Raw genomic sequence first — 24510 nt, forward strand, 5'->3', positions numbered from 1 at the left:
CGGAGGCTTCGTACAGATTTCAACTTCTTAGGTAGAATCCATACATGGAGACCGAACCCGCCACCCCCTGGCTGACCGACGCGGAGCAGTGCGCCTGGCGCACCCATCTGGATGTCAACAAACTGCTGACGCACCAGCTGGAGAAAGACCTTCAGCCGTTCGGCCTGACCATGAACGACTACGAGATCCTGGTGAATCTCTCGGAGTCGGCGGAGCGGCGCATGCGGATGAGTGACCTCGCGACCACCACGCTCCAGTCCAAGAGCCGGCTCTCCCATCAGATCACCAGGATGGAGACCGCGGGGCTGGTCCGCCGGGAGAACTGCGAGTCCGACCGGCGCGGGCTCTACGCGGTCCTCACGGACCAGGGGATGGAGACCATGCAGAAGGTCGCGCCGCACCATGTCGCGTCCGTACGGAAGCACTTCATCGATCTGCTCACGCCCGAGGCGCTGGCGGAGCTGCGGGAGTCGCTGACGCCGGTGGCCGAGCAGCTGCGCGGACGGCGCGGCAAGATCTGATACGGGGTGGTCGCCGGGCCCCGGTCAAGGGCTCGGCTGCCGCTGCCGCGTCGCTCGGTTCCTCATCGCTCGGCTGCCGCGTCGCTCGGCTGCCTGACTGCTCGCCTGTTGCTCCCGGCTCAGGCGCCGGTGCCGGTGCCTGAGCCGGTACCCGGGGCGGCGTCGGTGCTGTCGGGACTCGCGCCGTCCGCCCGGGGCAGGCGCAGTTCGAACCGGGCGCCGCCCTCCTGAGCCCGGCCGACCGTGAGCGTGCCGTCGTGGCGCGCGGCCACATCGCGCGCGATGGCCAGCCCGAGACCGGCGCCGCCGTCGTCCCGGCTGCGCGCGTCGTCGAGCCGTACGAACCGCTCGAAGATCCGCTCGCGCTCCGCCTCCGGCACCCCGGAGCCGTCGTCGGCCACCGCGAGCACCACCTGATCGCCCGACCGGTACACGGACGCGGTGACCGAGGCGTGCGTGTGCCGCTGGGCGTTGTCGAGGAGATTCCCCAGCACCCGGGCCAACTGACCGCGTGATCCGGCCACTTCCAGCCCCGGCCGGACATCGAGCGTGACCGGGACTCGGTCCGCGGTCCGCTGCGAGACCTCCTCGCGGACCATCGCGCCCAGCTCGAACCGTGCCCGGCCCGGCCGCTCCCCCGCGTCCAGCCGGGCCAGCAGCAGCAGATCCGCGGCGAGTTGCTGGAGCCGTACGGTGTCCGCGACCGCACCCGGCACATCCAGCAACTCCGGGTGGGCGTCGCCCACTTCGAGCTGAGTACGGAGCGAGGCGATGGGGCTGCGCAGTTCGTGCGAGGCGTCCGCGACGAAGCGGCGCTGCCGCTCCACGGCGGCTTCCAGCGCGGTGAGCGTCTCGTTGGTCGTACGGGCCAGCCTGGCCACCTCGTCGTCCGAGTCGGGCTCGGGCACCCGGCGGGAGAGATCCGTCGAGGCGGTGATGGCCGCCATCTCGCGCCGGATGCCCTCCACGGGCCGGAACGCCCGCCGGGTCACCAGCCAGATGACTCCCCCGACGACCAGCAGCAGGACAGGGAGCCCCAGCAGCATGGAGACGGTGGTCGTGTTGACCGCGGTCTGCCGGTCCGCGAGCGAGGCGCCCGCGTGGACGACGACCGTCTCGCCCGCGCGGTCGGTCACCTCGACGGCGGCGAAACGGTAGTCACCGGTCTTGCCGTCGACCGTCGCGCTGCCGTCGGTGTAGGAGGAGCGGTCGCTGATCTCGCCGACCGCGGGGTCGTCGTCACCACTCCTGTCGTCGTCGCCCCCGTTGTCGTCACCCCCGTTGTCGTCCGCGCCGCTGTCGTCCGCGCCGCTGTCGTCGGCACTGTCGCCGTCGGTGGTGCTGTCGTCGGTGCTGTTGTCGTCATCACCGGGGGTGGCGGTCGTCCCGGGTGCGGGGCTCTTCACGGGAGTCACCGCGGACACCCCCGTACCACTGATCCTCCGGAGGTCCTTGGTCGCCGCGAGCAGCCTGCCGCCCTCGTCGGTCACCTGTACGGGGTGTTCGGCGTTGTCCTGTAGGTCGAGCCCGGCGTACGACGCCTGGTCGGGCACCAGAGACGCGATGTCCAGGGCGACTTCGCGGGCCGCCGAGTCGGCGCCCCGGTCGGCCTGGTCGGTGAGGTTCGAGCGGAGCGAGAGGACGACCGCGATCCCGGCGGCCACCAGCGCGACCGCCACGACGGCCGTCGCGCCGAGCGAGGCCCTGGCCCGTACGGAGGACGCGAACCGGCGTCTGCCCACGCTCATGACGCGACCAGCCGGTAGCCGGCGCCGCGCACCGTCTGGATGGCCGCGGCGCCCAGCTTGCGCCGCAGGGCGCTGACATAGACCTCGATGATGTTGGGGTCGCCGTCATAGGCGAAGTCCCAGACATGCTCCAGGATCTCCGGTTTTCCGACCACCTCACCGGCCCGGACCGCCAGTTGCTCAAGCACCGCGAACTCCTTCGCGGTGAGCGCCACTTCGGTCCCGTCCCGGAAGACCCGGCGGGCGGCGGTGTCGATGCTGAGGCCCCCGATCCGCAGCACCGGCGAGGCGCCGGACGAACCGCGGCGGCGCAGCAGGGCCTTGACCCGGGCGACGAGTACGACGTACGAGAACGGCTTGGTCAGATAGTCGTCCGCGCCGGTGTCCAGCCCCTCAGCCTCGTCGTACTCGCCGTCCTTCGCGGTGAGCATCAGGATCGGTACGTCATGACCGGCCGCGCGCAGGGCGGCACAGACGCGGTAGCCGTTCATGCCGGGCAGCATGATGTCGAGCACGACCAGGTCGTACACGCCCTCGCCCGCCCGGTGCAGTCCTTCGAGGCCGTCGTGAACGACATCGACGGCGAAGCCCTCGGCCCGCAGCCCCTTGGCGAGCGACACCGCGAGCCGCTTCTCGTCCTCCACGATCAACAAACGCATGGCCCCAGCTTCCCAAACGGAACCTGAAGATCACTTCAGGTGGCTTCAGGCTGGCTTCAGCTTCCCTCCGCCACATTGAAGTCGTTCCACACGAACCACACGGACCGCATGAACTGCACCGACTGCACCGACTGCACGGACCGATTCGGGGAGGACCCTTCATGAAGCGCAATCTCGCCATCGCGGCGATCACCATGGCGGCACTGATCGGCGGCGGCACCTACACGGCGGTCGCCATGGGAGGCGACGACGGCCGGGGTACGGGTACGGCGACGCTGCCCACGCCGGTCGCGAAGCTGGGTACGGTGTCGGACGACTCCGGGAACGACATCCTGGACGACTCCCAGGACGACGGGAAGGACGTCGGGAAGGACGTCGGGAAGGACGACCGCGCGCCGGTGCAGCCGCGGCCCGCCGCCGGGAGCGGTACGGGTCTGACCGCGAGCGAGGCCGCCGCCGCGGCCCTGAAGGAGTACCCGGGCGCCGTGACCTCCGTCGAGCGGGACGACGACGGCGACCGTCACTGGGAGATCGACCTGTTCGGCAAGGACAACCGCCGGTACGAACTGCGGGTGGACGCGGCCACCGGCACGGTGCGGGTGGACCGCGACGACGACGGGAACGACGGCGACGACGACCACGGCGACGACCGGGCCGCGTCGCGCGCCGCCTCGGTGGACGTCCAGCGCGCGACGGCCGCCGCCCTCGCCTCCGTACCCGGGACGGTGACCGCCGCCGAGATCGACGACGACAACGGCGGCTGGGAGATCGATGTACGGGGCGAGGACGGCCGTACGCACGAGCTGCACGTCCACGCCAAGACCGGCGAGGTCACGGTGGACAGCGACGACGACAGCCAGGACGACCGCGGTGGCGACGACGGCCGCGACGACCGGGACGACCACGACGACGACCGTTACGACGACTGAGCCGACCGCCCGCTACGACGACGGGGACCGCTGGGACGCCTGGGACGGCTGAGCCGACTCGGACGCCTCACCGGCGCGGTCACCCGCATGCCGCCCGGCCACCTCGGCCGGGCGGTTCGTGGTGCGCGGCGTGCGCGGCGCCATGGCCGCGCAGAGCAGCGCCGGTACGGCCACGATCACGAAGCAGAGAGCGAGCGGCAGCCGTCCCACCAGCAGCCCGATAAGGGCCGTACCGCCGGAACTCCCCGCGTTCACCGCCGTGTTGACCCAGGCACCGGCCCGCGTACGGGCACCGGGGGCGGCGGCCTCGTCCGCGATCAGATAGGCGGTGGTCAGCGCCGGGGCGACGAACAGCCCCGCCACGGCCGCCGCCGCGCCGAGCGCGTACACGTTCGGCGCGAGCCCGGCCGCCGCCAGCGAGACGCCGAGGGCCGCGCAGATCACGGCGAGCCTCGTCCGGGCGGCAGACCGCCAGGAGATGGCGCCGTTCGCCAGACCGCCGACCGCGCTGCCCGCCGAGAGCGCGGCCAGCACCCAGGCCACCGCCCCTGGCCGGTGCTGTTCCTCGGTGAAGGCGATCGCCAGCAGATCGAGCCCGCCGAGACAGAGTCCGACCCCGGCGGCGGCCAGTACCGGCTGCCGGAGACCGCGCGGCCCGGAGCCCGGCGCACGCTTCCGTCCGTCCTTCCTCCGTACGGGGCCGGATTCCGCCGTCCGCACCGGGAACGGGATGGGCGACAGGGCGAGCCCGACGGTCCCCACCAGCACGAGCACGGCACCGGCCGCGACTCCGGCCGCCGGATCCGCGTACGCCACCAGCACGCCGACCAGCAGCGGACCGGCGACGAAGAGCAGTTCCTCGGCGACGCCGTCGAGGCTGTACGCACGCTGCAACATCCGCCGGTCAGGCAGGAGTTGCCCCCACAGCGTCCGCATCGTGGGGCCGAGGGGCGGCGTACAGGCCCCGGCGAGGGCGGCGAGCACGCCCAGCAGGGCGCCCGAGGTGCCCGCTCCGCCCTGCCCGGCGGGCTCCCGGGTGACAAAAGCGAGCACGGCGAGCAGTACGGCGTACAGGGCGGCCATCGGCACGAGCGCCCGGCGTGGACCGTACCGGTCGATCAGTGCGGCCCGCGCGGGCGAGAGAAGGACGCTGGTCGCGCTGAACAGCGCCATGGCGGTGCCGGCCACGGCGAAGGAGCCCGAGGCGTCCTTCACCGCCAGCACGAGGGAGAGCGGGACCGTCCCGTAGGAGAGCCGGCCGAGCAGGGCGGCGCCGAAGGCGCGCGCGGCATGCGGGGTCCGCAGGACAGCGGCGTACGAAGACATGGAAGAGGTTCCTCGGAGAGGGCGGCGCGAGACCGGGCGCCGCGGCCGTACAGGGACACCGGAGGGCCGCGACGGGTCGGGATCAGCCGTCGCGGTCGCCGAGGAGTCCTATGCACGGAGGAGGAACACGCGCCCCAAGCTAGCAGGGCGAGTTGACGGTGCTTTCCCGAACCGTCGCGAGCGTCGGACCCGGTCCGCCAAGCCCGGTCCGTCAAACCCGGTCCGCCAAGCCCGGTTTATTACGCCCCGTCCCTCACGCCTCGTCCCTCACGCCTCGTCCCTCACGCCCCGTCCCTCACGCCCCGTCCGTCAGGCCCGCCACCAGTTCGTCCGCCGCCGTGTACGGGTCCAGTTCCCCCGCCACGATCCGCTCCGCCAGCGCGCCCAGCCGCCGGTCGCCGTGCAGATCGCCGATACGCCGGCGGAGCGTGGTGACGGCGATGGTCTCCACCTCATGCGCGGCGCGGCGGGCGCGGCGCCGGGTGAGGGCGCCGTGCTCCTCCAGCCAGGCACGGTGCTTCTCCAGGGCCTCCACCACCTCGTCGATGCCCTCACCCCGCGCGGCGACGGTCTTGACGATGGGCGGCCGCCAGTCGCCGGGGCCCCGGGACTCGCCGAGGCCCAGCATGTGGTTGAGCTCACGGGCGGTCGCGTCGGCGCCGTCGCGGTCCGCCTTGTTGACCACGTACACATCGCCGATCTCCAGGATCCCGGCCTTGGCCGCCTGGATGCCGTCGCCCATGCCGGGCGCGAGCAGCACCACGGAGGTGTCGGCCTGGGAGGCGATCTCGACCTCGGACTGGCCGACCCCGACGGTCTCCACCAGGATCACGTCGCAGCCCGCCGCGTCCAGCACCCGGATCGCCTGCGGGGCGGCCCAGGCCAGTCCGCCGAGATGGCCGCGGGTGGCCATGGAGCGGATGTAGACGCCGGGGTCGGAGGCGTGCTCGGACATCCGCACGCGGTCGCCGAGCAGCGCTCCGCCGGAGAAGGGGGACGAGGGGTCGACGGCCAGGACCGCGACCCGCTTGCCCGCCCTGCGGTACGCGGAGACCAGCGCGGAGGTCGAGGTCGACTTGCCGACACCGGGTGATCCGGTCACCCCGATGACATACGCGTTGCCCGCGAGCGGTGCCAGCGCGGCCATCACCTCGCGCAGCTGCGGGGACGCCCCCTCGACCAGTGAGATCAGCCGGGCCACGGCCCGCGGCCGGCCCTCCCGCGCCTGAGCCACCAGCTCGGGGACGTCCTGCATCACAGCTCCGTTCCTTCGATCCGTATCCGTATCCGTATCCGTACGCGTACCCGCGCCCGCACCGCTTCGTCGCTCCTCGGCCGCTCGGCCGCTCGGCTACTTGGCCACGCGCAGGATCAGCGCGTCACCCTGGCCGCCGCCGCCGCACAGCGCCGCCGCGCCGGTCCCGCCGCCGCGCCGCTTCAGCTCCAGCGCGAGATGGAGGACGAGCCGGGCGCCCGACATGCCGATCGGGTGCCCGAGGGCGATCGCACCGCCGTTCACATTCACCTTTTCCGGGGAAACCCCGAGGTCCTTCATTGACTGCACCGCGACGGCCGCGAACGCCTCGTTGATCTCGATGAGGTCAAGGTCCTCGACGCCGATGCCCTCCTTCTTCAGGGCGTGCTGGATCGCGTGCGACGGCTGGGACTGGAGCGAGTTGTCCGGGCCCGCCACATTGCCGTGCGCGCCGATCTCCGCGATCCACTCAAGACCCAGCTCCTGGGCCTTGGTCTTGCTCATCACCACGACCGCGGCCGCGCCGTCGGAGATCTGCGAGGACGTGCCGGCCGTGATCGTGCCGTCCTTGGCGAACGCGGGCCGCAGCTTGGCCAGGGACTCCACGGTCGTCTCGGCGCGGATGCCCTCGTCCTGCGAGAAGAGCACCGGGTCGCCCTTGCGCTGCGGGATCTCCACCGGCGTGATCTCGGCCTCGAAGACACCGTTCTTCCGCGCCGCGGCGGCCCGCTGGTGGGAGAGCGCGCCGAACTCGTCCTGCGGGGCGCGCGCGATGCCCAGCCGGGTGTTGTGCTTCTCCGTCGAGGCGCCCATGGCGATGTCCTCGAACGAGTCGGTCAGCCCGTCGTACGCCATGGAGTCAAGCATCTCCACGGCGCCGTACTTGTAGCCCTCACGGGACTTGGGGAGCAGGTGCGGGGCGTTGGTCATCGACTCCTGGCCGCCCGCGACCACCACCTCGAACTCGCCCGCTCGGATCAGCTGGTCGGCCAGCGCGATCGCGTCGAGTCCGGAAAGGCAGACCTTGTTGACGGTGAGCGCGGGGACGCTCATCGGGATGCCGCCCTTGACCGCGGCCTGACGTGCCGGGATCTGCCCCGCCCCGGCCTGGAGCACCTGGCCCATGATCACGTACTGCACCTGGTCGCCGCTGATCCCGGCCCGGTCCAGCGCCGCCTTGATCGCGAAGCCGCCCAGCTCCGCGCCGGAGAAGGACTTCAGCGAGCCCAGGAGCCGCCCCATGGGGGTGCGGGCGCCCGCGACGATCACAGACGTGGTGGTGTTCGTATCCGACATGAGACGCGATCCCCTTTGCGTACTGCTTGAGGAGTGAACGAGGGTTGAGAGGCCGCGCGAATAGGTGGGGCGGCGTCGCGTGCCGAGGGGCGGCGCCCGGCGGCGTTGTCGTCGGTCGCCGCGGCTCCGCCGCGCCTCCCTCCTCCGCCTTGCCGGGCTTGCCCCTCGACCCGCTCCTTCCTCCACCCCACCTATCCCCGCGGCCTCTTACTTTCAATGTACTGAGCGGTTCTTCCACGGGTCACCAGGCAGCGCGTGTGATCGCGCGCACGTTGCGTAATCATCGCGGTACCGCTGCACTGTCCCCATGCTGACGCGAATCGACCACATCGGAATCGCCTGCTTCGATCTCGACAAGACCGTCGAGTTCTATCGGGCGACCTACGGCTTCGAGGTCTTCCACACCGAGGTCAACGAGGAGCAGGGCGTCCGGGAGGCCATGCTCAAGATCAACGAGACGTCCGACGGCGGGGCTTCGTACCTCCAGCTCCTCGAACCCATCCGGGAGGATTCGGCCGTCGGGAAATGGCTGGCGAAGAACGGCGAGGGTGTTCACCACATCGCGTTCGGTACGGCGGATGTCGACGGTGACGCCCAGTCGGTCCGTGACAAGGGGGTACGCGTTCTGTACGACGAGCCGCGCACGGGCTCCATGGGCTCCCGCATCACGTTCCTCCACCCCAAGGACTGCCACGGCGTACTCACGGAACTGGTCACCTCCCGTCCGGAGCACTGACCTTAAGGATTCCCGGCCCGGTAGAGTGGGGCGCTCCGGGCCGGGGCCGGGCCGGGGCCGCGCCCCTGCCGTAGATCTGTCACCATTCCCCGGGGGGCCGTTCGCCGCGAACGGTGCTCACAATTGGGCAGTTGCGACCAGGGGACGGATGGGACCGCGCAGTGCGGGGCTACGAACGCCAGGAGAGCCACCGAGCTGACGACGACCACCTCTCGCGGTTCGAAGCCGAGATGGACCGGCTGAAGACCGCGCGGGAGAAGGCCGTCCAGCACGCCGAGGACCTCGGTTACCAGGTCGAGGTCTTGCGCGCCAAGCTCCACGAGGCACGCCGTACGCTGGCGACCCGTCCCTCGTCGTACGACAGCGGGGACCTCGGCTATCAGGCCGAACAGCACCTGCGTAACGCCCAGATGCAGGCGGAGCAGATGCGCGCGGACGCCGAGCGCGAGCTGCGCGACGCGCGCGCCCAGACGCAGCGCATCCTCCAGGAGCACGCCGAGCATCAGGCCAGGCTCCAGGCCGAGCTGCACGCCGAGGCCGTCCAGCGCAGGCAGCGGCTCGACCAGGAGCTGGCGGAGCGCCGGCAGACCGTCGAGTCGCATGTCAACGAGAACGTCGCCTGGGCCGAGCAGCTGCGGGCCCGTACCGAATCCCAGGCCAGGCGGCTGCTCGACGAGTCCCGCGCCGAGGCGGAGCAGTCCCTGGCCGCGGCCCGCGCGGAGGCCGCCCGGGTCACCGAGGAGGCGCGGCGGCGGCTGGGCGCCGATTCCGAGGCCGCCCGTTCGGAAGCGGAAGCGATCCTGCTGCGGGCCCGCAGGGACGCCGAGCGGCTGCTGAACGCCGCCTCCTCGCAGGCGCAGGAGGCCACCAGCCACGCCGAGCAGCTGCGTACGTCCACCACCGCCGAGGCCGACCAGGCCCGCCAGCACTCCGCCGAGCTCGGCCGCGCGGCCGAGCAGCGGATGCAGGAGGCGCAGGAGCGGCTGCGGGAGGCCCGCGCCGAGGCGGAGAAGATCGCCGCGGAGGCCAAGGAGACCGCGGTCAAGCGGGTGGCCGCCGCCGAGTCGCAGAACGAGCAGCGCACCCGTACCGCCAAGTCGGAGATCGCGCGGCTGGTCGGTGAGGCGACGAAGGAGGCCGAGGCCACCAAGGCCGAGGCCGAGCAGGCGCTCGCCGACGCCCGCGCACAGGCCGAGAAGCTGGTCGCGGAGGCCGCCGAGAAGGCCCGTACGGTCGCCGCCGAGGACACCGCGGCCCAGCTGGCCAAGGCGGCCCGTACCGCGGAGGAGGTGCTGACCAAGGCGTCCGACGACGCGAAGGCCACCACCAAGTCCGCGAGCGAGGAGGCCGAGCGGATCCGCCGCGAGGCCGAGGCCGAGGCGGACCGGCTGCGCGGCGAGGCGGCGGAACAGGCCGACCAGCTCAAGGGCGCGGCCAAGGACGACACCAAGGAGTACCGCGCCAAGACGGTCGAGCTCCAGGAGGAGGCGCGCAGGCTGCGCGGCGAGGCCGAGCAGCTGCGGGCCGACGCGGTCGCGGAGGGCGAGCGGATCCGTGGTGAGGCGCGTCGCGAGGCCGTCCAGCAGATCGAGGAGGCGGCCAGGTCCGCCGAGGAACTGCTGACGAAGGCCAAGGCGGACGCCGACGAGCTGCGCTCCGGCGCCACCACCGAGAGCGAGCGGGTACGCACCGAAGCCATCGAGCGCGCCACGACGCTGCGCCGGCAGGCCGAGGAGACCCTGGAGCGCACCCGCGCCGAGGCGGAGCGGCTGCGCGCCGAGGGCGAGGAGCAGGCCGAGGCCACCAAGGCCGCCGCCGAGCAGGCCGCGGCCGAGCTGCGCGAGGAGACCGAGCGGGGCGTCGAGTCCCGTAAGGCCGAGGCCGCCGGCGAGCTGACGCGGCTGCACACGGAGGCGGAGCAGCGGCTGTCCTCCGCCGAGGAGGCGCTGACCGACGCCCGCGCGGAGAGCGAGCGGATCCGGCGGGAGGCCGCCGAGGAGACCGACCGGCTGCGCGCCGAGGCCGCCGAGCGGATCCGTACGCTCCAGGCACAGGCCGAGCGGGAGGCGGAGCGGCTGCGTGACGAGGCCGCCGCCGACGCCTCGCAGTCCCGTGCCGAGGCGGAGACCGCGGCCGTACGGCTGCGTTCCGAGGCGGCCACGGAGGCGGAACGGCTCAAGACGGAGGCGCAGGAGAGCGCCGACCGGATCAGGGCCGAGGCCGCCGCCGCGGCCGAGCGGGTGGGCACCGAGGCCGCCGAGGCGCTGGACGCCGCGCAGGAGGAGGCGACCCGCCGCCGCCGCGAGGCCGAGGAGACGCTGACGGCCGCCCGCGCGGAGGCCGACCAGGAGCGCGAGCGGGCCCGTGAGCAGAGCGAGGAACTGCTCGCCTCGGCCCGTAACCGCGTCGAGGAGGCCCAGACCGAGGCGCAGCGGCTGGTCTCGGAGGCGGACTACCGCGCCACGGAGCTGGTGGCCGCCGCCGAGCAGACCGCCCAGCAGGTACGGGACTCCGTCGCCGGTCTCCAGGACCAGGCCGAGCAGGAGATCACCGGGCTGCGGGCCGCGGCCGAGCACGCGGCCGGGCGGACGAAGACCGAGGCGCAGGAGGAGGCCGACCGGGTACGCGCGGACGCGTACGCGGAGCGGGAGCGGGCCGCCGAGGACGCCAACCGGGTCCGGGCCCGGGCGCAGGAGGAGTCGGACGCCGCGCAGGTGCTCGCCGAGCGCACGGTCGGCGAGGCGATCGCGGAGGCGGAGCGGCTGCGCGCCGACACCGCCGAGTACGCGCAGCGGGTACGGACCGAGGCGTCGGACTCGCTCGCCTCGGCGGAGCAGGACGCGTCCCGCGCCCGCGCCGAGGCCCGCGAGGACGCCAACCGGATGCGCCGCGACGCCGCCGGCCAGGCCGACCGGCTCATCGGGGAGGCCACGAGCGAGGCCGAGCGGATGCGCGCGGAGGCCGCCGAGACGGTGGGCGCCGCGCAGCAGGCCGCCGAGCGGCTGCGGGCCGAGGCCGAGCAGTTCAAGCGGGAGACCGAGGCCGCTGCCGAACGGCTCAGGAGCGAGGCCCAGGAGGAGACGGACTGGCTCCTGGACGAGGCGCGCAAGGACGCGGCCAAGCGCCGCGCGGACGCCGCCGAACAGGCCGACCAGCTCATCAACAAGGCCCAGGAAGAGGCGCTTCGGGCCGCCACCGAGGCCGAGACACAGGCCGATACGATGGTGGGGGCCGCCCGCAAGGAGGCGGGCCGTATCACCGCGGAGGCCACCGTCGAGGGCAACTCCCTGGTGGAGAGGGCCCGTACGGACGCGGACGAACTGCTCGTCGGAGCGCGCCGGGACGCGACGGCCGTCCGGGACCGGGCCGAGGAGTTGCGCGTGCGGGTCGAGGGCGAGATCGAGCAACTGCACGAGCGGGCCAGGCGCGAGACGTCCGAGCAGCTGAGAACGGCGGGAGAGCGTGTCGACAACCTGATGAAGGCGGCCAACGAGCAGCGCGCGGAGGCCGAGGCGAAGGCCAAGGAGCTGGTGTCCGAGGCCAATTCGGAGGCGAGCAAGGTCCGTATCGCCGCCGTGAAGAAGGCCGAGGGGCTGCTCAAGGAAGCCGAGCTGAAGAAGGCCGAACTCATCAGGGAAGCCGAAAAGCTGCGTGCGGACGCCGCCCAACAGGCCAAACAGACAGTCGACGAGGGCAAACGCGAACTCGATGTACTGGTCCGCAGACGAGAGGACATCCAGGCCGAGATCTCCCGTGTTCAGGACGTACTCGAAGCGCTGGAGTCATTCGAGGCACCTGCCGTGCCCGCGAAGGACAACCCCGTCAAGGCGGGTGCGGCGGCGGGGACCACCCGTTCGAGTGGCAAGTCTTCCGACGGCTAGCCACTCAAAAGGCTGGACATTCTCCATATCAAACCCGCATCAGCTCGATGCCACGCCGCTTCGGCCCCTAGGATTCCCCCTATCACCTCACCGGTCTCATTCGACAGGAACCCCATGAGCGACACTTCCTCCCCATTCGGCTTCGAGCTCGTGCGGCGTGGTTACGACCGCGGTCAGGTGGACGACCGCATTACCAAACTCGTCGCCGACCGTGACAGTGCTCTGGCCCGCATCACCTCTCTGGAAAAGCGCATCGAGGAGCTCCACCTCGAAACGCAGAACGCTCAGGCCCAGGTCAGCGACGCGGAGCCGTCGTACGCCGGCCTCGGCGCCCGCGTCGAGAAGATCCTCCGCCTCGCCGAGGAGGAGGCGAAGGACCTGCGCGAGGAGGCCCGCCGCGCGGCCGAACAGCACCGCGAGCTGGCCGAGTCGGCCGCGCAGCAGGTGCGCAACGACGCCGAGTCGTTCGCCTCGGAGCGCAAGGCGAAGGCCGAGGACGAGGGCGTCCGTATCGTCGAGAAGGCGAAGGGGGACGCCGCCACGCTGCGCTCGGAGGCGCAGAAGGACGCGCAGTCCAAGCGCGAGGAGGCCGACGCGCTCTTCGAGGAGACCCGCGCCAAGGCCGCCCAGGCCGCCGCGGACTTCGAGACGAACCTCGCCAAGCGGCGTGAGCAGTCGGAGCGCGATCTGGCGTCGCGTCAGGCGAAGGCCGAGAAGCGTCTGGCCGAGATCGAGCACCGCGCCGAGCAGCTGCGTCTGGAGGCCGAGAAGCTGCGTACGGACGCGGAGCGCCGGGCGCGTCAGACCGTCGAGACGGCCCAGCGTCAGTCCGAGGACATCGTGGCGGACGCGAACGCCAAGGCCGACCGGATCCGCAGCGAATCGGAGCGCGAGCTGGCGGCGCTCACCAACCGCCGCGACTCGATCAACGCCCAGCTGACCAACGTCCGCGAGATGCTGGCCACGCTGACCGGTGCCGCGGTGGCCGCCGCCGGCTCCCCGGCCGACGACGAGCCGATCTCGCGCGGCGTCCCGGCCCAGCAGTCCCGCTGATCCAGGGCGGCCGCCCGGTCGGCATCGCTTTTCCGATCGGATAACGATCGCGCGAAGCCCCCCGTCACTCCGGTGGCGGGGGGCTTCGCGCCGTCTTAGGTTTGTCCGCATGATCGAGGTCCATGGGCTCACCAAACGCTTCGGCCGCAAGGTGGCGGTCGATCGGCTCTCCTTTCAGGTGAGACCGGGGGTGGTGACGGGCTTTCTGGGCCCCAACGGCGCGGGCAAGTCGACCACGATGCGGATGATGCTCGATCTGGACAATCCGACCGGCGGTTCGGTACGGATCGACGGCAGGCACTACCGGGAGCTGACGGAGCCGCTCAAGCACATCGGGGCGCTGCTGGAGGCCAGGGCGATGCATGGCGGCCGTACCGCGTACAACAATCTTCTCTGTCTGGCGCAGAGCAATCGCATCCCGGCGAGCCGGGTGACCGAGGTGCTTGACATGGTCGGGCTGAGCGCCGTCGCGAAGAAGAAGCCGAAAGGTTTCTCTCTCGGAATGGGGCAGCGGCTCGGGATCGCCTCCGCGCTGCTGGGAGATCCCGAGATCCTGATGTTCGACGAACCGGTGAATGGTCTGGACCCCGAAGGCATCCACTGGGTACGCAATCTGATGAAGGCTCTGGCCCGCGAGGGACGCACCGTCTTCGTTTCCAGTCATCTGATGAGCGAAATGGCGCTGACCGCCGACCATTTGATCGTGATCGGCCAGGGCCGGCTGCTGGCGAACACCTCGATGGCCGACTTCATCCGGGAGAACTCCCGCGGTTACGCGCGGCTGCGCTCGCCGGAGCGCGCGCGGCTCGAAGAGACCCTGCGCGACGCGGGGTTCACCGTGGTCGAGGCCGAGGGCGGCGTACTGGAGGTCGACGGCGCGTCCACCGAGGAGCTGGGGGAACTGGCCGCGCGGCACGGGATCGTGCTGCACGAGCTGAGTTCCGAGCGCGCCTCGCTCGAAGAGGCGTTCATGCGGATGACGGCGGAGTCGGTGGAGTATCACGCCCATGCGGGCCCCGGCGGCGGGCCGGGACCGGCGGGCCCCCAGTGGGGCGAGGGCCGGCGGGGCGAGGGGGTCTGACATGGCATCGGTACCGGCGGTCCTCAGGTCCGAGTGGACCAAGATCCGTACGGTCTCCTCCACGACCTGGACGCTGATCAGCGCCCTGGTGGTGACCGTGGCGTTGGGCGCCGCGCTGTCCGCGGTGCTGAACTCGCAGTTCGGTGATCTCTCCCTGGAGGAGCGGGCCACCTTCGACCCGACGTACACCAGCTTCTCGGGGATGGTCCTCGGTCAGCTGGCGATGGTGGTCTTCGGGGTGCTGGTGGTCGGCTCCGAGTACTCCTCGGGCATGATCCGCACCTCGCTGGCCGCCGTACCGCGACGTGGCACGTTCCTCTTCTGCAAGATCCTGGTGGCCGGAGTGCTGGCGCTGGTGGTCGCGGTGCTGACCGGATTCCTCGCGTTCTTCGTGGGCCAGGCGCTGCTCGGCGAGCACGGTACGACCATCGGCGAGCCGAACGTGCTGCGCGCGGTGATCGGCAGCGGGCTGTACATGACGCTGATCGCCCTCTTCTCGATGGGCGTCGCGGCGATGCTGCGCAGCTCCGTCCTCTCGCTCGGCATCCTGATGCCGTTCTTCTTCCTGGTCTCGCAGATCCTGGCGGCCGTTCCCGGCACCAAGGAGGTCGCCCGGTACTTCCCCGACCAGGCCGGCCGCCAGATCACCCAGGTCGTCCCGAACGCGATGAACTCCACTCCGGCCCCCTACGGGCCATGGGCCGGTCTAGGGATCATGGCGCTGTGGGTGGTGGCGGCGCTGGCGGGCGGCTACGCGGTCATGAAGAAGCGGGACGCGTAGTCTCATACCGAGCTGACGCGGCTCCTCGCAGCACTCCGCGGCACCTCGTACGAGGGAATCACCCGGCGACGCCCCGTCGTAACGACTTGGCTGGAACCGTCAAGCCACCGATATCCTCGTAACTCTTACGGGGGCTTCAGGTCAGGAACGGCCACAGCCCCGACGACCTGACCTGTCGATGGGGCTGGAGAATGATCGAGGCAGTCGGCCTGACGAAGCGCTACGGCGCCAAGACGGCCGTGTACAACCTTTCCTTCCAGGTACGGCCCGGACACGTCACCGGGTTCCTGGGCCCCAATGGTTCCGGCAAGTCGACGACGATGCGGATGATCCTCGGGCTGGACCAGCCGACGGCCGGCCAGGTACGGATCGGCGGGCATCCCTTCCGGCAGCTGCCGAACGCACCGCGCCAGGTGGGCGCGCTGCTCGACGCCAAGGCGGTGCACGGCGGGCGCAGCGCGCGCAATCACCTGCTGTCGCTGGCGCAGCTCTCCGGGATCCCGGCCGCCCGGGTCGACGAGGTCCTTGGGGTCGTCGGCCTCCAGGAAGTGGCCAAGAAGCGTTCCAAGGGCTTCTCGCTCGGTATGGGCCAGCGGCTCGGTATCGCGGCGGCGCTGCTCGGCGATCCGCAGGTGCTGCTGTTCGACGAGCCGGTGAACGGACTCGACCCCGAGGGCATCCTCTGGGTCCGGAATCTCATGAAGCAGCTGGCCTCCGAGGGCCGTACCGTCTTCGTCTCGTCCCATCTGATGAGCGAGATGGCGGTGACCGCCGACCATCTGATCGTGATCGGGCGCGGTCAGCTGCTCGCCGATATGACGATCAAGGATTTCATCTCGGCCAACTCCGCGGACTTCGCCCGGGTGCGTACCCCGGAGACCGATCCGCAGCGGCGCGAGAAGCTGACCACGGCGCTCGCCGAGGCGGGCGGCCAGGTGCTGTCCGAGCCGGACGGGGCCCTGCGGATCACGGGGCTGCCGCTGCCGAGGATCAGCGATCTGGCGCACGAGGCGGAGGTACGGCTCTGGGAGCTCTCGCCGCACCAGGCCTCGCTGGAGGAGGCGTACATGCGGATGACCCAGAGCGCCGTGGACTACCGTTCGACGGCCGACGAGCTGGCGGGCTTCGAGCCGCCGTACCAGCCCGGCTACGGACCGCTGGAGGGCTCCGCGGCGCCCGTCGTCCCTGAGGTGCCGCAGCAGGGCTGGTATCCCCCGCCGCCGCCCGGAGCCAACCCGTACGCGGGCGCTCCCCCGGCCTCGGCGACGGCACCGGCGTCCGCTCCCCCGGTGACACCCGCCTCCGCACCCGCGTCCGCACCGCCGGCCGCTCCCGCGGCGGCACCCGCCGCAGACATGACGAAGCGCGACAGCAACGAGGACGCCCGATGACGACCCCGTACCAGCAGCCGCCGCAGCCCCAGGCACCGCGGCAGTCCCCGCAGTGGCAGGACGGCGGCCCCACGGCCGGCTACACCTCGCCGATCCCGGTCCGCCGGGCGCATCTCGGCGACGCCCTGGCCTCCGAGTGGACGAAGCTCCGTTCCGTACGGTCCACGATGTGGACCCTCGGCGTCATGATCGTGCTGATGCTGGGCATCGGGCTGCTCACGGCCCTGGTGATCTCCACCGTCTCGTCCGAGCCCGAGATCCCCAGCGGCCAGGAAGTGCTCTCCCTCGGCTTCTTCGGTGTGCTGCTCGGCTCGATGTGCGTGATGACGCTGGGCGTGCTGACGATCGCCTCCGAGTACGGCACGGGCATGATCCGTACGACCCTCGCCGCCTGCCCGAGCCGGGGCCGGGTGCTGGTGGCCAAGTCGCTGGTGTTCTTCCTGCTGGTCTTCGTGATCTCGACGGTGATCACGATGACCGTGTCGGCGCTCCAGCTCTCGATCCTGGGCGCTCAGTCGCCCGGCGGTGCGGACTGGCTGCGGGCGACGGTCGGGGTCAGCCTCTTCATGGCGACGCTCGGGCTGCTCTCGCTGGCGGTTGGCACGCTGATCCGGCACTCCGCCGGAGCGATCACCATCATGATCGGTGTGGTGCTGCTGCCGCTGGTGCTGGCGATGTTCATGTTCTCGGATTCGCTCACGACGCTGCGCGAGGCCCTGTTCGACTACTCGATCCCGAACCAGATGTCGGCGTTCTACGACGACAGCATCCGCGTCTCCGGGCCTTCGGGCTGGGAGCCGCTGTGGATTCTGGTGGGCGTGACGGCGATCGCGATGGTGGCGGCGTTCTTCGCGCTGGACAAGCGCGACGTCTGAGCGGTCCCACGTCCTGAGCGGTCCCACGTCCTGAGCGATCCCCACGTCCTGAGCGGTACCGGGTCGGCAGCCGTACCGCGTCGGTCTTGCTTCCGCGCGTCGCTCAGTACTTCGGTGCGTTACGGGACCGCTGCACCCGCGTGGTGCGGCGGTCCTTCGCGTTCCAGCACGCCTGGTGCCAGTGCCGCCGGTCGTCGACACCGCCGTACTCCGGCCACGCCACCACATGCGGCACCGCGCCGGGGATCTCCTGGTCGCAGCCGGGGCAGCGGTAGCTCTTGCCGGCGGCGCTGGCCCCGGCGACATGACGCACCGACCAGCCCTCGCCCTGCCAGGACTCCGACCGTTGGAAGCCGCCGTACCGGTCCCCCGCCTCGCCTGCTCGCTCGGTCGGGTTCTCGCCGCCTCGGGGGCGGTTGCGGCGCGGGGACACAGGACACCTCACGGGGCAGACAGCACGGTTCCCTCAAGCCTACGGCCCGCGACACGGGGTACACGCCCCTCGCGGCATGAGTCCGCCATGCGCACGGAAGGCACTGACCGGACAATCGCAAGAATTTCCAAAGAGGCCCGTGCCTTTGGCACGTGTCAGACGTTGTTGCCAGTAGGGGGAGTCGCGTCGGCCGCAAGGAGGCAGAAGGCGATGCGTGTGGGAGCTTTTGTACTGGCCGCCCAGTTCCCGGGCCAGGGACAGGGGGAGGCGCTGCACCGGGCGGTGCGCACCACGGAGTTGGCGGAGGAATCCGGGCTCGACTCGGTCTGGCTCGCCGAGCACCATTTCGTACCGTACGGCGTCTGCCCGTCGGCCGTGACCCTGGCCGGGGTGCTGCTCGGCCGTACGCACCACATCCGGGTGGGTACGGCGGTCAGCGTGTTGCCGAACGTACATCCGGTGGCGCTCGGCGAGCAGGCGGCGCTGCTGCATCTCGTCTCCGGCGGCCGGTTCACGCTCGGCGTGGGGCGCGGCGGTCCCTGGGTCGATCTGGAGGTCTTCGGCACGGGCCTGAGGGCCTACGAGAAGGACTTCCCGGAATCCCTCGCCCTGCTGCTGCGCTGGCTGCGCGAGCCACGCGTGGGGGCGTCGGGGGAACGTTTCCGCTTCCGCGAGGTCCCCGTCGTACCGCGCCCCGACGAGCTGATCGAACCGAGCACGGGCCCCGAGACGGTCATGGCCTGCACCTCGCCCAAGAGCGTCAGACTGGCCGCCGAGCACGGCCTGCCGATGCTGCTCGGTATGCACTGCGGCGACGAGGAGAAGGCGGAGATGGTCGCCCTGTGGCGTACGCACGCGCGCGCGGCGGGCCGTACGGCGGACGAGATCGCCGGCGCCGCGCATGTGTCGGCCGGGGTGGCGCAGCTCGCCGACGGCCGCGCGGAGGCGACCGAGACTCTTGTCAAGGCGATGCCCGGCTGGCTGCGCCGGGGCCTCGGCGCCCATGTCACGGTCGACGGAAGAATCCGGACGATGCGGGACCCCGTGGAGTACACCGAACTGCTCTGCGACCTCCATCCGGTGGGCCCGCCCCGGCTGGCCGCGGACCGGCTGGCGGCCACCGCGGAGCGCACCGGCATCAACCGCTTCGCCCTGCTCGTGGAGGGCTCGGGCGATCTGGCGACGACGGAGGAGAACGTACGGCGCCTGGGCGCGGACGTACTGCCCCAACTCGCCTGAGCGACGCTGCCGCTCCGACACCGTACCGTCGGGCACAGTGTGGAGCGGCAGCAAGAGGCGTCAGCAGTCCCGGAGTTCGGGTGACTGGTTGAGCAACTGGGCCCGCACCGAGGTGAAGCGGGCAAGCCGCTCGTCGACCGTGGAGTCCAGCGGGAACACCGCGACACGGTGGCAGTTCTGGAATGCGAGACGCACCCCGAAGTGACGCTGCAGCGCACCGCGAATGGCATCACTCGCGAGCGCGCGCAACAGCTGACCACGTGCTTGCTCGTCCGGCGGGGGCGTCTGGTTGTCGGCGAACTGTCCACCGTCCACCTTCAGCTGTGCCACCAGAGAACTGATCATCTCCCATGCGTAGGGCAGGGAGGTCCGGACGCAGTCGACGAAAGCCGCTTCATCGACCTCGCCTCGCTCGGCCTGATCCAACAGCGCCGGTGAGACGTCGAGCGACATGGGTTCTCCTCTCGCGACCCCGGGAGGCGGGGTCTTACGGGCAGGGAAGGAGGCGACGACGACGCAGCGTGCACGACCGGCGACCTCCTGCATCCACGTTAGGCGCGCTGTCCGGACCACACCAGCAGAATGGGAACACAACCGGCCAACAACGAACGGGGCTTCCGGGGCGAATCGCGCGCGAGGGCGGCGGTCGAGTAGCGTTGCCGACCATGCGTCTCGTCATTGCCCGCTGCTCCGTGGACTACGCGGGCCGGCTCACCGCCCACCTGCCCTCCGCTCCCCGCCTCATCCTGATCAAGGCCGACGGGAGCGTGTCGATCCATGCCGATGACCGGGCGTACAAACCCCTCAACTGGATGTCACCACCCTGCACGCTGAAGGAAGGCGCCGACGCGGACGACGGCGTGTGGACCGTCGTGAACAAGGCGGGCGAGAAATTGATCATCACCATGGAGGAGGTCCTCCACGATTCCTCGCACGAACTGGGCGTCGATCCCGGCCTCATCAAAGACGGCGTAGAAGCACACCTTCAGGAGCTGCTGGCCGACCGGATCGAGACGCTTGGCGACGGCTACACCCTGATCCGCCGCGAGTACCCGACGGCGATCGGCCCGGTGGACATCCTGTGCCGGGACGCGGACGGTGTGACGGTCGCGGTGGAGATCAAGCGGCGCGGTGAGATCGACGGTGTGGAGCAGCTGACGCGCTATCTGGAGCTGCTGAACCGCGACCCCCATCTGGCGCCGGTGCGGGGGGTGTTCGCGGCGCAGGAGATCAAGCCGCAGGCGAGGGTGCTGGCGACGGACCGGGGCATCGGGTGTGTGGTGCTCGACTACAACGGGCTGAGGGGCATCGAGGACGACAAATTGCGGTTGTTCTGACAGGGAGTTGACCGCCGCCTTGTGACGAGGGGCCCGAGCGCTCGGCCGATGCCGCGCCCGGGCCCTTTCCCATGTCCGTCGTCAGCGCACCGACAGGTTGTCCGGGCCCACGCGACCACACCCTCACACTTGAGTTAGAAGGTGTCACGGAATCTATTGACACTCCCCCTTCGCGCTCGTTATAACTTATAACGAGCGCGAGAGAGAATCACCAACACGGAGTGCGGTGGAGGTCGTCATGAACCCCGAAGGACTGGTCGAGGTCGTCCTGCCCGGCAAGGTGGAGCCGGAAGGGCTGCGGATCCGGCGCGGAACCGTCCCCGCCGCGGGCCCGGGACAGGTCGTGATCCGGATGGAGGCGACCGGGGTCTCCTTCGCCGAGCAGCAGATGCGCCGCGGCAGGTACTACGACCAGCCGGCGTTCCCCTTCGTACCCGGCTACGACCTGGTCGGCACGGTGGTGGCGACCGGCGAGGGCGTCGAGCCGGGCCTGGCAGGCACCCGGGTGGCCGCGCTGGTCAAGGTCGGCGGCTGGGCCAGCCATGTGCTCGTCGACGCGGCGGACGCGGTCGAGGTCCCCGCCGGGATCGGCGCGGCGGAGGCGGAGACCCTGGTGGTCAACGGCATCACCGCCTGGCAGATGCTGCACCGCAAGGCACATGTCCGCGCGGGGCAGACCGTCGTGGTGCACGGCGCCAACGGCGGCGTCGGCTCGGTCCTGGTCCAACTCGCCCACGCCGCCGGCGTGAAGGTGATCGGTACGGCTTCGGCCCGCCACCACGACGCCCTGCGGGAACGGGGCGTCACCCCCGTCGACTACCGCACCGGCGATGTCGCCGCGCGGATCCGCGAACTCGCCCCCGGCGGGGTGGACGCCGTCTTCGACCATGTCGGCGGCCGGGGCATCGTCGGCTCCTGGCGCCTCCTCGCTCCCGGCGGCACGCTCGTCTCGTACGGCAGTGCCTCCACCCGGGACGACGAGGGGTCCAAGCAGTGGCCCGTGGTCGAACTGCTCGGCCGGGTGTGGCTGTGGAACGCCCTGCCCAACCGCCGCCGCGCCTACTTCTTCAACATCTGGGCCGGGCGCGCCCTGGCCAAGGACCGGTTCCGGGCCCGGCTGCGCGCCGACCTCACCCAGGTATTCGCCGCCTTCCAGCGCGGTGACGTCACCGCCCAGATCGCCGCCCAACTCCCGCTCACCCGCATCGCGGACGCCCTGCGGCTGGCCGAGTCCGGCACCGTCGCGGGAAAGGTCGTACTCAACCCTTAGGCGCTGTCCGTGGACCCCGGCTACACGACCGTCGGCTCCGGCGGGGCGTCGGACAGCGCCGGGTTCGAGCCGCTCACCGTCGTCTGGGGAGAGGACGGCGGCACGGAGTCCGAGGGTTCCTCCGTCGGCTCCTCACTCGGGGGCGTGGACGGTGACGACGGCGAGGTCGAGGTCGACGGGCCGGTGGGCGGCTTGCTCGTTGACTCCGGCGGCGTCGACGGTGACTCGGGCGGGGTGCCCGGCTCCGACGGGTCGTCGCCGGGTGACGAGGCGCTGTCCGACGGGGTGCCCGAGGGGGACGCCGAGTCGGACGGACTCGCGCTGTCCGAGGGGGCGGCGCTTCCCGAGGTACTGGGCGCGGGCAGTTGGGCGTCCGGATTCGGGGGCATGTCGTCGACGGGCTGGTCGGCCGGCAGATCGCCCCCGCCGTTGTCCGCGTCCGGGGACTGTCCCGTACGGACCTTGTCCGTACCGGTGTTGTCGCTGCCCGAGGTCGCGCCCAGCGTCACCACCGTGCCCAGGACGGCCGCGAGCACCGCGCCCGCGCCCGCCGCGACCAGGTTGCGACGGGCACCGAACGCCGGGCGGCGGCGACCGTGGGGCGCGGGCACCGCAGCGGTGCCGGGTCCGGGTCCGGGCATCGGAGGCTCGCGCCGGGTGACCAGCGTCACGCTCTCTTCCGGCGCCGAGGCCATGTCGGAGCCGAACCCCGGCCCCGAGCCCAACGGCACCATCTCGTCCGCGCCCGACGGCAACGGGGGCAGCACGAGCGGCGCGGACGTGCCCGGCCGTCCGGTCTCGCGGTCCGTGACCAGCGCCAGCGCCCTGCGTCCCGCGACCGTGCCGACCTTGTCGGCGACGGCCCCGCGCATCCCGATCGACGCCTCAAGCTCCGCGCGGGCCCGCTCCAGATTTCCGACGCAGAGCGCGAGGACGCCCAACTCGTGGTGGAAGTACGCCTCTTCCGCGACCTCTCCGGCGATCCTGGCGGCCTCGGACCCGGACCGCAGGACACGCTCCCAGGCGCCCCAGTGGAGCCCGGCCAGGAAGGCGGGCGCGGCGCTGCGGGCCAGCAGGACGGCCGCGCTCGGGTGCCCCGACTCCTGTCCCGGGACCAGCGGGCCCAGCGCCGCGAGGATCGCGTCCGCCTCGGCGGCGGCGCGCTCGGGGGTGACCGAGGGGTGCCCCGCCCACCAGGCGTAGTGCTGGGCGGCCGTGTGGGCGTGGGCCGCGGCGTCGTCCGCGTACCCCTTCGCCTCCAACTGCGCGACGACGCCCGGGGCGAGCCGGTAGCGCGCGCCGACCGGGGTGAGGAGGCCGCAGCTCATCAGTTCGCCGAGCGCGGCGTCCGCGTGGGTGTCGCCCACCAGGGCGGGCAGATGCGCCTGGTGCGGGACTTCACCGCCGAGCGCCACCGCGAAGCGCAGCGTGGCGCGGGCCGCCTCGCTCAGCCGGGAGGCGAGCAGGACGGCGGGCGCGGCGCCCTCGCCGAGGGTGGGCAGCGGAATGTCGTAGCCGTCGGGGGTCGCGGCGGTGTGCGGCGGCGCGTCGTCGGACTTCCGCTCGAAGGGCCGCACAAAGGGCTCGAACTCGTCGGAGGCCTCGGGGTTGCCGCGCAGTTGGTCGCGCTGCCGCAGCAGGGCGCCCGCCTGGACGAAGCGCACCGGCAGCCCCTCGGACTCGAACCAGAGGTCACCCGCCCAGTTCGCCTCCTCGTCGGTGAGGGCCCGTTCGACAACGCGCTCAAGCAGTTCGAGCGAGGAGCCGCGGCCGAGACCGCCGAGGGCGATCTCCTCCAGGCCCGCGTCCGCGGAGGGCGGGTCGGTGTCGGGCGTCGCGGCCAGCAGGTAGGCGCATTCGGGGGTCGCGGCGAGGAGTTCGTCCAGCGCCTCCCCGCCCAGCTCCAGATCGTCCAGGACGACGATCGCGCCGATGCCATGGACCAGTTCGAGCAGCGCCGCGCGGTCTGGGCGGCAGAGCGCGGAGTGGTGGACGGCCGCGAACAGCTCGTACAGCAACTCGGTGGTGGTGCGGCGGTGACCGGAGAGACGTACGACCCCGTCGGGCGCGAGGTCCGCGCAGTCCGCGGCGACGGCTTCGAGCAGCGCGGTACGTCCTGAGCCCGGGGCACCGGTGAGGCGTACGGACCGGCCGCGCCCCAGCAGCCCCACCAGCCGCTCGCGTTCCGCGCCACGCTCCAGCAGTGGGAGGGGTGGTGCGGCGGGTCCCGGCGGTACGGAGGGCCGGCCCGCGCGCTGGAGATCGGCGCGTTCGGCGGCGGTGCGCCGCGCGGGGGCGTCGGGCTGTCTGCCGGGCGGGCAGAGCTCGATCTCGCTGCCGTCGACGGGGTTGACGGTCAGCAGGTACTCGCCGGAGATCAGCTGGACCGTGCGGACGGGCGGTGGGGTGGTGACCGGCCCGGCGCCCTTGAGATGCGCCAGGGCAGGGGTGACATGGGAAGGGGTGGTATGGGCGGGGGTGACATGGGAAGGCGTGGCGGGCGTGGCCGCGGGCACGATCTCGGCGCGCGGCGGACGTGCCGAGTCCGCGCTCTCACCCGCGCGTTCGTCGTGACCGTACTCTTCCGGTCCCCGGTCTATCGGGTCCATGGTGAAAAGCTCCCCAGATCGTGGCGTGCGATGCCCCCGGCCTCACACGCCCATCTGTCGCTTCTGGTGCCGGTGTCCGCGTCTACGGGT

At 71.6% G+C, this 24510-nt stretch carries 20 protein-coding genes; 12 read left to right on the plus strand and 8 right to left on the minus strand.

All coding sequences use genetic code 11. The annotated features are described in order from the left end of the window. The first annotated feature begins 44 nt into the window (after positions 1-44). Entirely contained in the window at positions 45-521 is a 477-nt protein-coding gene (locus tag ACFRMN_RS30480; protein ID WP_383025448.1) for a MarR family winged helix-turn-helix transcriptional regulator, read from the plus strand. A gap of 119 nt (positions 522-640) precedes the next feature. Here the strand turns inward: ACFRMN_RS30480 and ACFRMN_RS30485 are convergent, their stop codons facing one another. Next, a complete protein-coding gene (locus ACFRMN_RS30485; protein WP_383025451.1) occupies positions 641-2269 on the minus strand; it encodes a sensor histidine kinase in 1629 nt (542 codons plus the stop codon). Further along, a complete protein-coding gene (locus ACFRMN_RS30490) occupies positions 2266-2928 on the minus strand; it encodes a response regulator transcription factor (protein WP_383025454.1) in 663 nt (220 codons plus the stop codon). Before ACFRMN_RS30490 ends, ACFRMN_RS30485 begins: the two co-directional genes overlap by 4 nt. A 161-nt stretch (positions 2929-3089) precedes the next feature. Between ACFRMN_RS30490 and ACFRMN_RS30495 the strand changes: the two genes are divergently transcribed. Then, the gene (locus ACFRMN_RS30495; RefSeq protein ID WP_383025457.1) at positions 3090-3857 is read left to right on the plus strand and encodes a PepSY domain-containing protein; all 768 of its coding nucleotides are present in this window, start codon (positions 3090-3092) and stop codon (positions 3855-3857) included. A gap of 12 nt (positions 3858-3869) precedes the next feature. On the opposite strand, the gene ACFRMN_RS30500 is transcribed toward ACFRMN_RS30495, so the two are convergent. The 3 genes from ACFRMN_RS30500 to ACFRMN_RS30510 form a co-directional block, all read right to left on the minus strand. After that, positions 3870-5183 carry an MFS transporter gene (locus ACFRMN_RS30500; RefSeq protein WP_383025460.1) on the minus strand — a complete coding sequence of 438 codons (1314 nt, stop codon included), beginning with the start codon at positions 5181-5183 and terminating at the stop codon, positions 3870-3872. A gap of 295 nt (positions 5184-5478) precedes the next feature. After that, entirely contained in the window at positions 5479-6438 is a 960-nt protein-coding gene (gene meaB / locus ACFRMN_RS30505; protein ID WP_383025599.1) for a methylmalonyl Co-A mutase-associated GTPase MeaB, read from the minus strand. 96 nt (positions 6439-6534) lie between these two features. Continuing rightward, the gene (locus ACFRMN_RS30510; RefSeq protein WP_383025463.1) at positions 6535-7734 is read right to left on the minus strand and encodes an acetyl-CoA C-acetyltransferase; all 1200 of its coding nucleotides are present in this window, start codon (positions 7732-7734) and stop codon (positions 6535-6537) included. A gap of 307 nt (positions 7735-8041) precedes the next feature. Between ACFRMN_RS30510 and mce the strand changes: the two genes are divergently transcribed. From mce to ACFRMN_RS30545, 7 genes are all read left to right on the plus strand, one after another. Next, positions 8042-8470, plus strand: coding sequence for a methylmalonyl-CoA epimerase (gene mce / locus ACFRMN_RS30515; protein ID WP_383025467.1), 429 nt, complete (start codon positions 8042-8044; stop codon positions 8468-8470). Positions 8471-8631: 161 nt separating this feature from the next. After that, positions 8632-12351, plus strand: a complete 3720-nt coding sequence (gene scy, locus ACFRMN_RS30520; RefSeq protein ID WP_383025601.1) for a polarized growth protein Scy — start codon at positions 8632-8634, stop codon at positions 12349-12351. 114 nt (positions 12352-12465) lie between these two features. Next, positions 12466-13404 (plus strand): cellulose-binding protein, encoded by a 939-nt coding sequence (locus ACFRMN_RS30525; protein WP_365752271.1) that lies wholly within the window; start codon positions 12466-12468, stop codon positions 13402-13404. Between the two features lie 109 nt (positions 13405-13513). Next, complete coding sequence (locus ACFRMN_RS30530; RefSeq protein ID WP_383025470.1) at positions 13514-14485, plus strand: ATP-binding cassette domain-containing protein; 972 nt, start codon at positions 13514-13516, stop codon at positions 14483-14485. Position 14486: 1 nt separating this feature from the next. After that, positions 14487-15266, plus strand: a complete 780-nt coding sequence (locus tag ACFRMN_RS30535; protein ID WP_383025473.1) for an ABC transporter permease subunit — start codon at positions 14487-14489, stop codon at positions 15264-15266. Positions 15267-15457: 191 nt separating this feature from the next. Then, positions 15458-16657 carry an ABC transporter ATP-binding protein gene (locus ACFRMN_RS30540; RefSeq protein WP_383025476.1) on the plus strand — a complete coding sequence of 400 codons (1200 nt, stop codon included), beginning with the start codon at positions 15458-15460 and terminating at the stop codon, positions 16655-16657. Then, positions 16654-17532: an ABC transporter permease subunit gene (locus ACFRMN_RS30545; RefSeq protein WP_383025479.1), complete on the plus strand. Its 879-nt coding sequence runs from the start codon at positions 16654-16656 to the stop codon at positions 17530-17532. Before ACFRMN_RS30540 ends, ACFRMN_RS30545 begins: the two co-directional genes overlap by 4 nt. 103 nt (positions 17533-17635) lie before the next feature. On the opposite strand, the gene ACFRMN_RS30550 is transcribed toward ACFRMN_RS30545, so the two are convergent. Next, positions 17636-17965: an ATP/GTP-binding protein gene (locus tag ACFRMN_RS30550; RefSeq protein ID WP_383025482.1), complete on the minus strand. Its 330-nt coding sequence runs from the start codon at positions 17963-17965 to the stop codon at positions 17636-17638. A 210-nt stretch (positions 17966-18175) separates the two neighbouring features. Between ACFRMN_RS30550 and ACFRMN_RS30555 the strand changes: the two genes are divergently transcribed. Then, on the plus strand, positions 18176-19204 hold the full coding sequence (locus ACFRMN_RS30555) for an LLM class flavin-dependent oxidoreductase (protein WP_383025484.1): 1029 nt from the start codon (positions 18176-18178) through the stop codon (positions 19202-19204). 60 nt (positions 19205-19264) lie between these two features. Here the strand turns inward: ACFRMN_RS30555 and ACFRMN_RS30560 are convergent, their stop codons facing one another. Beyond that, positions 19265-19657, minus strand: coding sequence for an SCO5389 family protein (locus tag ACFRMN_RS30560; protein ID WP_383025486.1), 393 nt, complete (start codon positions 19655-19657; stop codon positions 19265-19267). A gap of 212 nt (positions 19658-19869) precedes the next feature. Here ACFRMN_RS30560 and nucS point away from each other — a divergent pair, with 212 nt between their 5' ends. Further along, on the plus strand, positions 19870-20541 hold the full coding sequence (nucS, locus tag ACFRMN_RS30565) for an endonuclease NucS (RefSeq protein ID WP_383025489.1): 672 nt from the start codon (positions 19870-19872) through the stop codon (positions 20539-20541). Positions 20542-20779: 238 nt separating this feature from the next. Beyond that, positions 20780-21811: a medium chain dehydrogenase/reductase family protein gene (locus tag ACFRMN_RS30570; protein ID WP_383025491.1), complete on the plus strand. Its 1032-nt coding sequence runs from the start codon at positions 20780-20782 to the stop codon at positions 21809-21811. A 20-nt stretch (positions 21812-21831) separates the two neighbouring features. Here ACFRMN_RS30570 and ACFRMN_RS30575 read toward each other — a convergent pair whose 3' ends face one another. Then, complete coding sequence (locus ACFRMN_RS30575) at positions 21832-24420, minus strand: ATP-binding protein (RefSeq protein ID WP_383025494.1); 2589 nt, start codon at positions 24418-24420, stop codon at positions 21832-21834. Positions 24421-24510: the final 90 nt, after the last annotated feature.

It is taken from the genome of Streptomyces sp. NPDC056835 (assembly GCF_042789485.1).
Classification (GTDB): domain Bacteria; phylum Actinomycetota; class Actinomycetes; order Streptomycetales; family Streptomycetaceae; genus Streptomyces.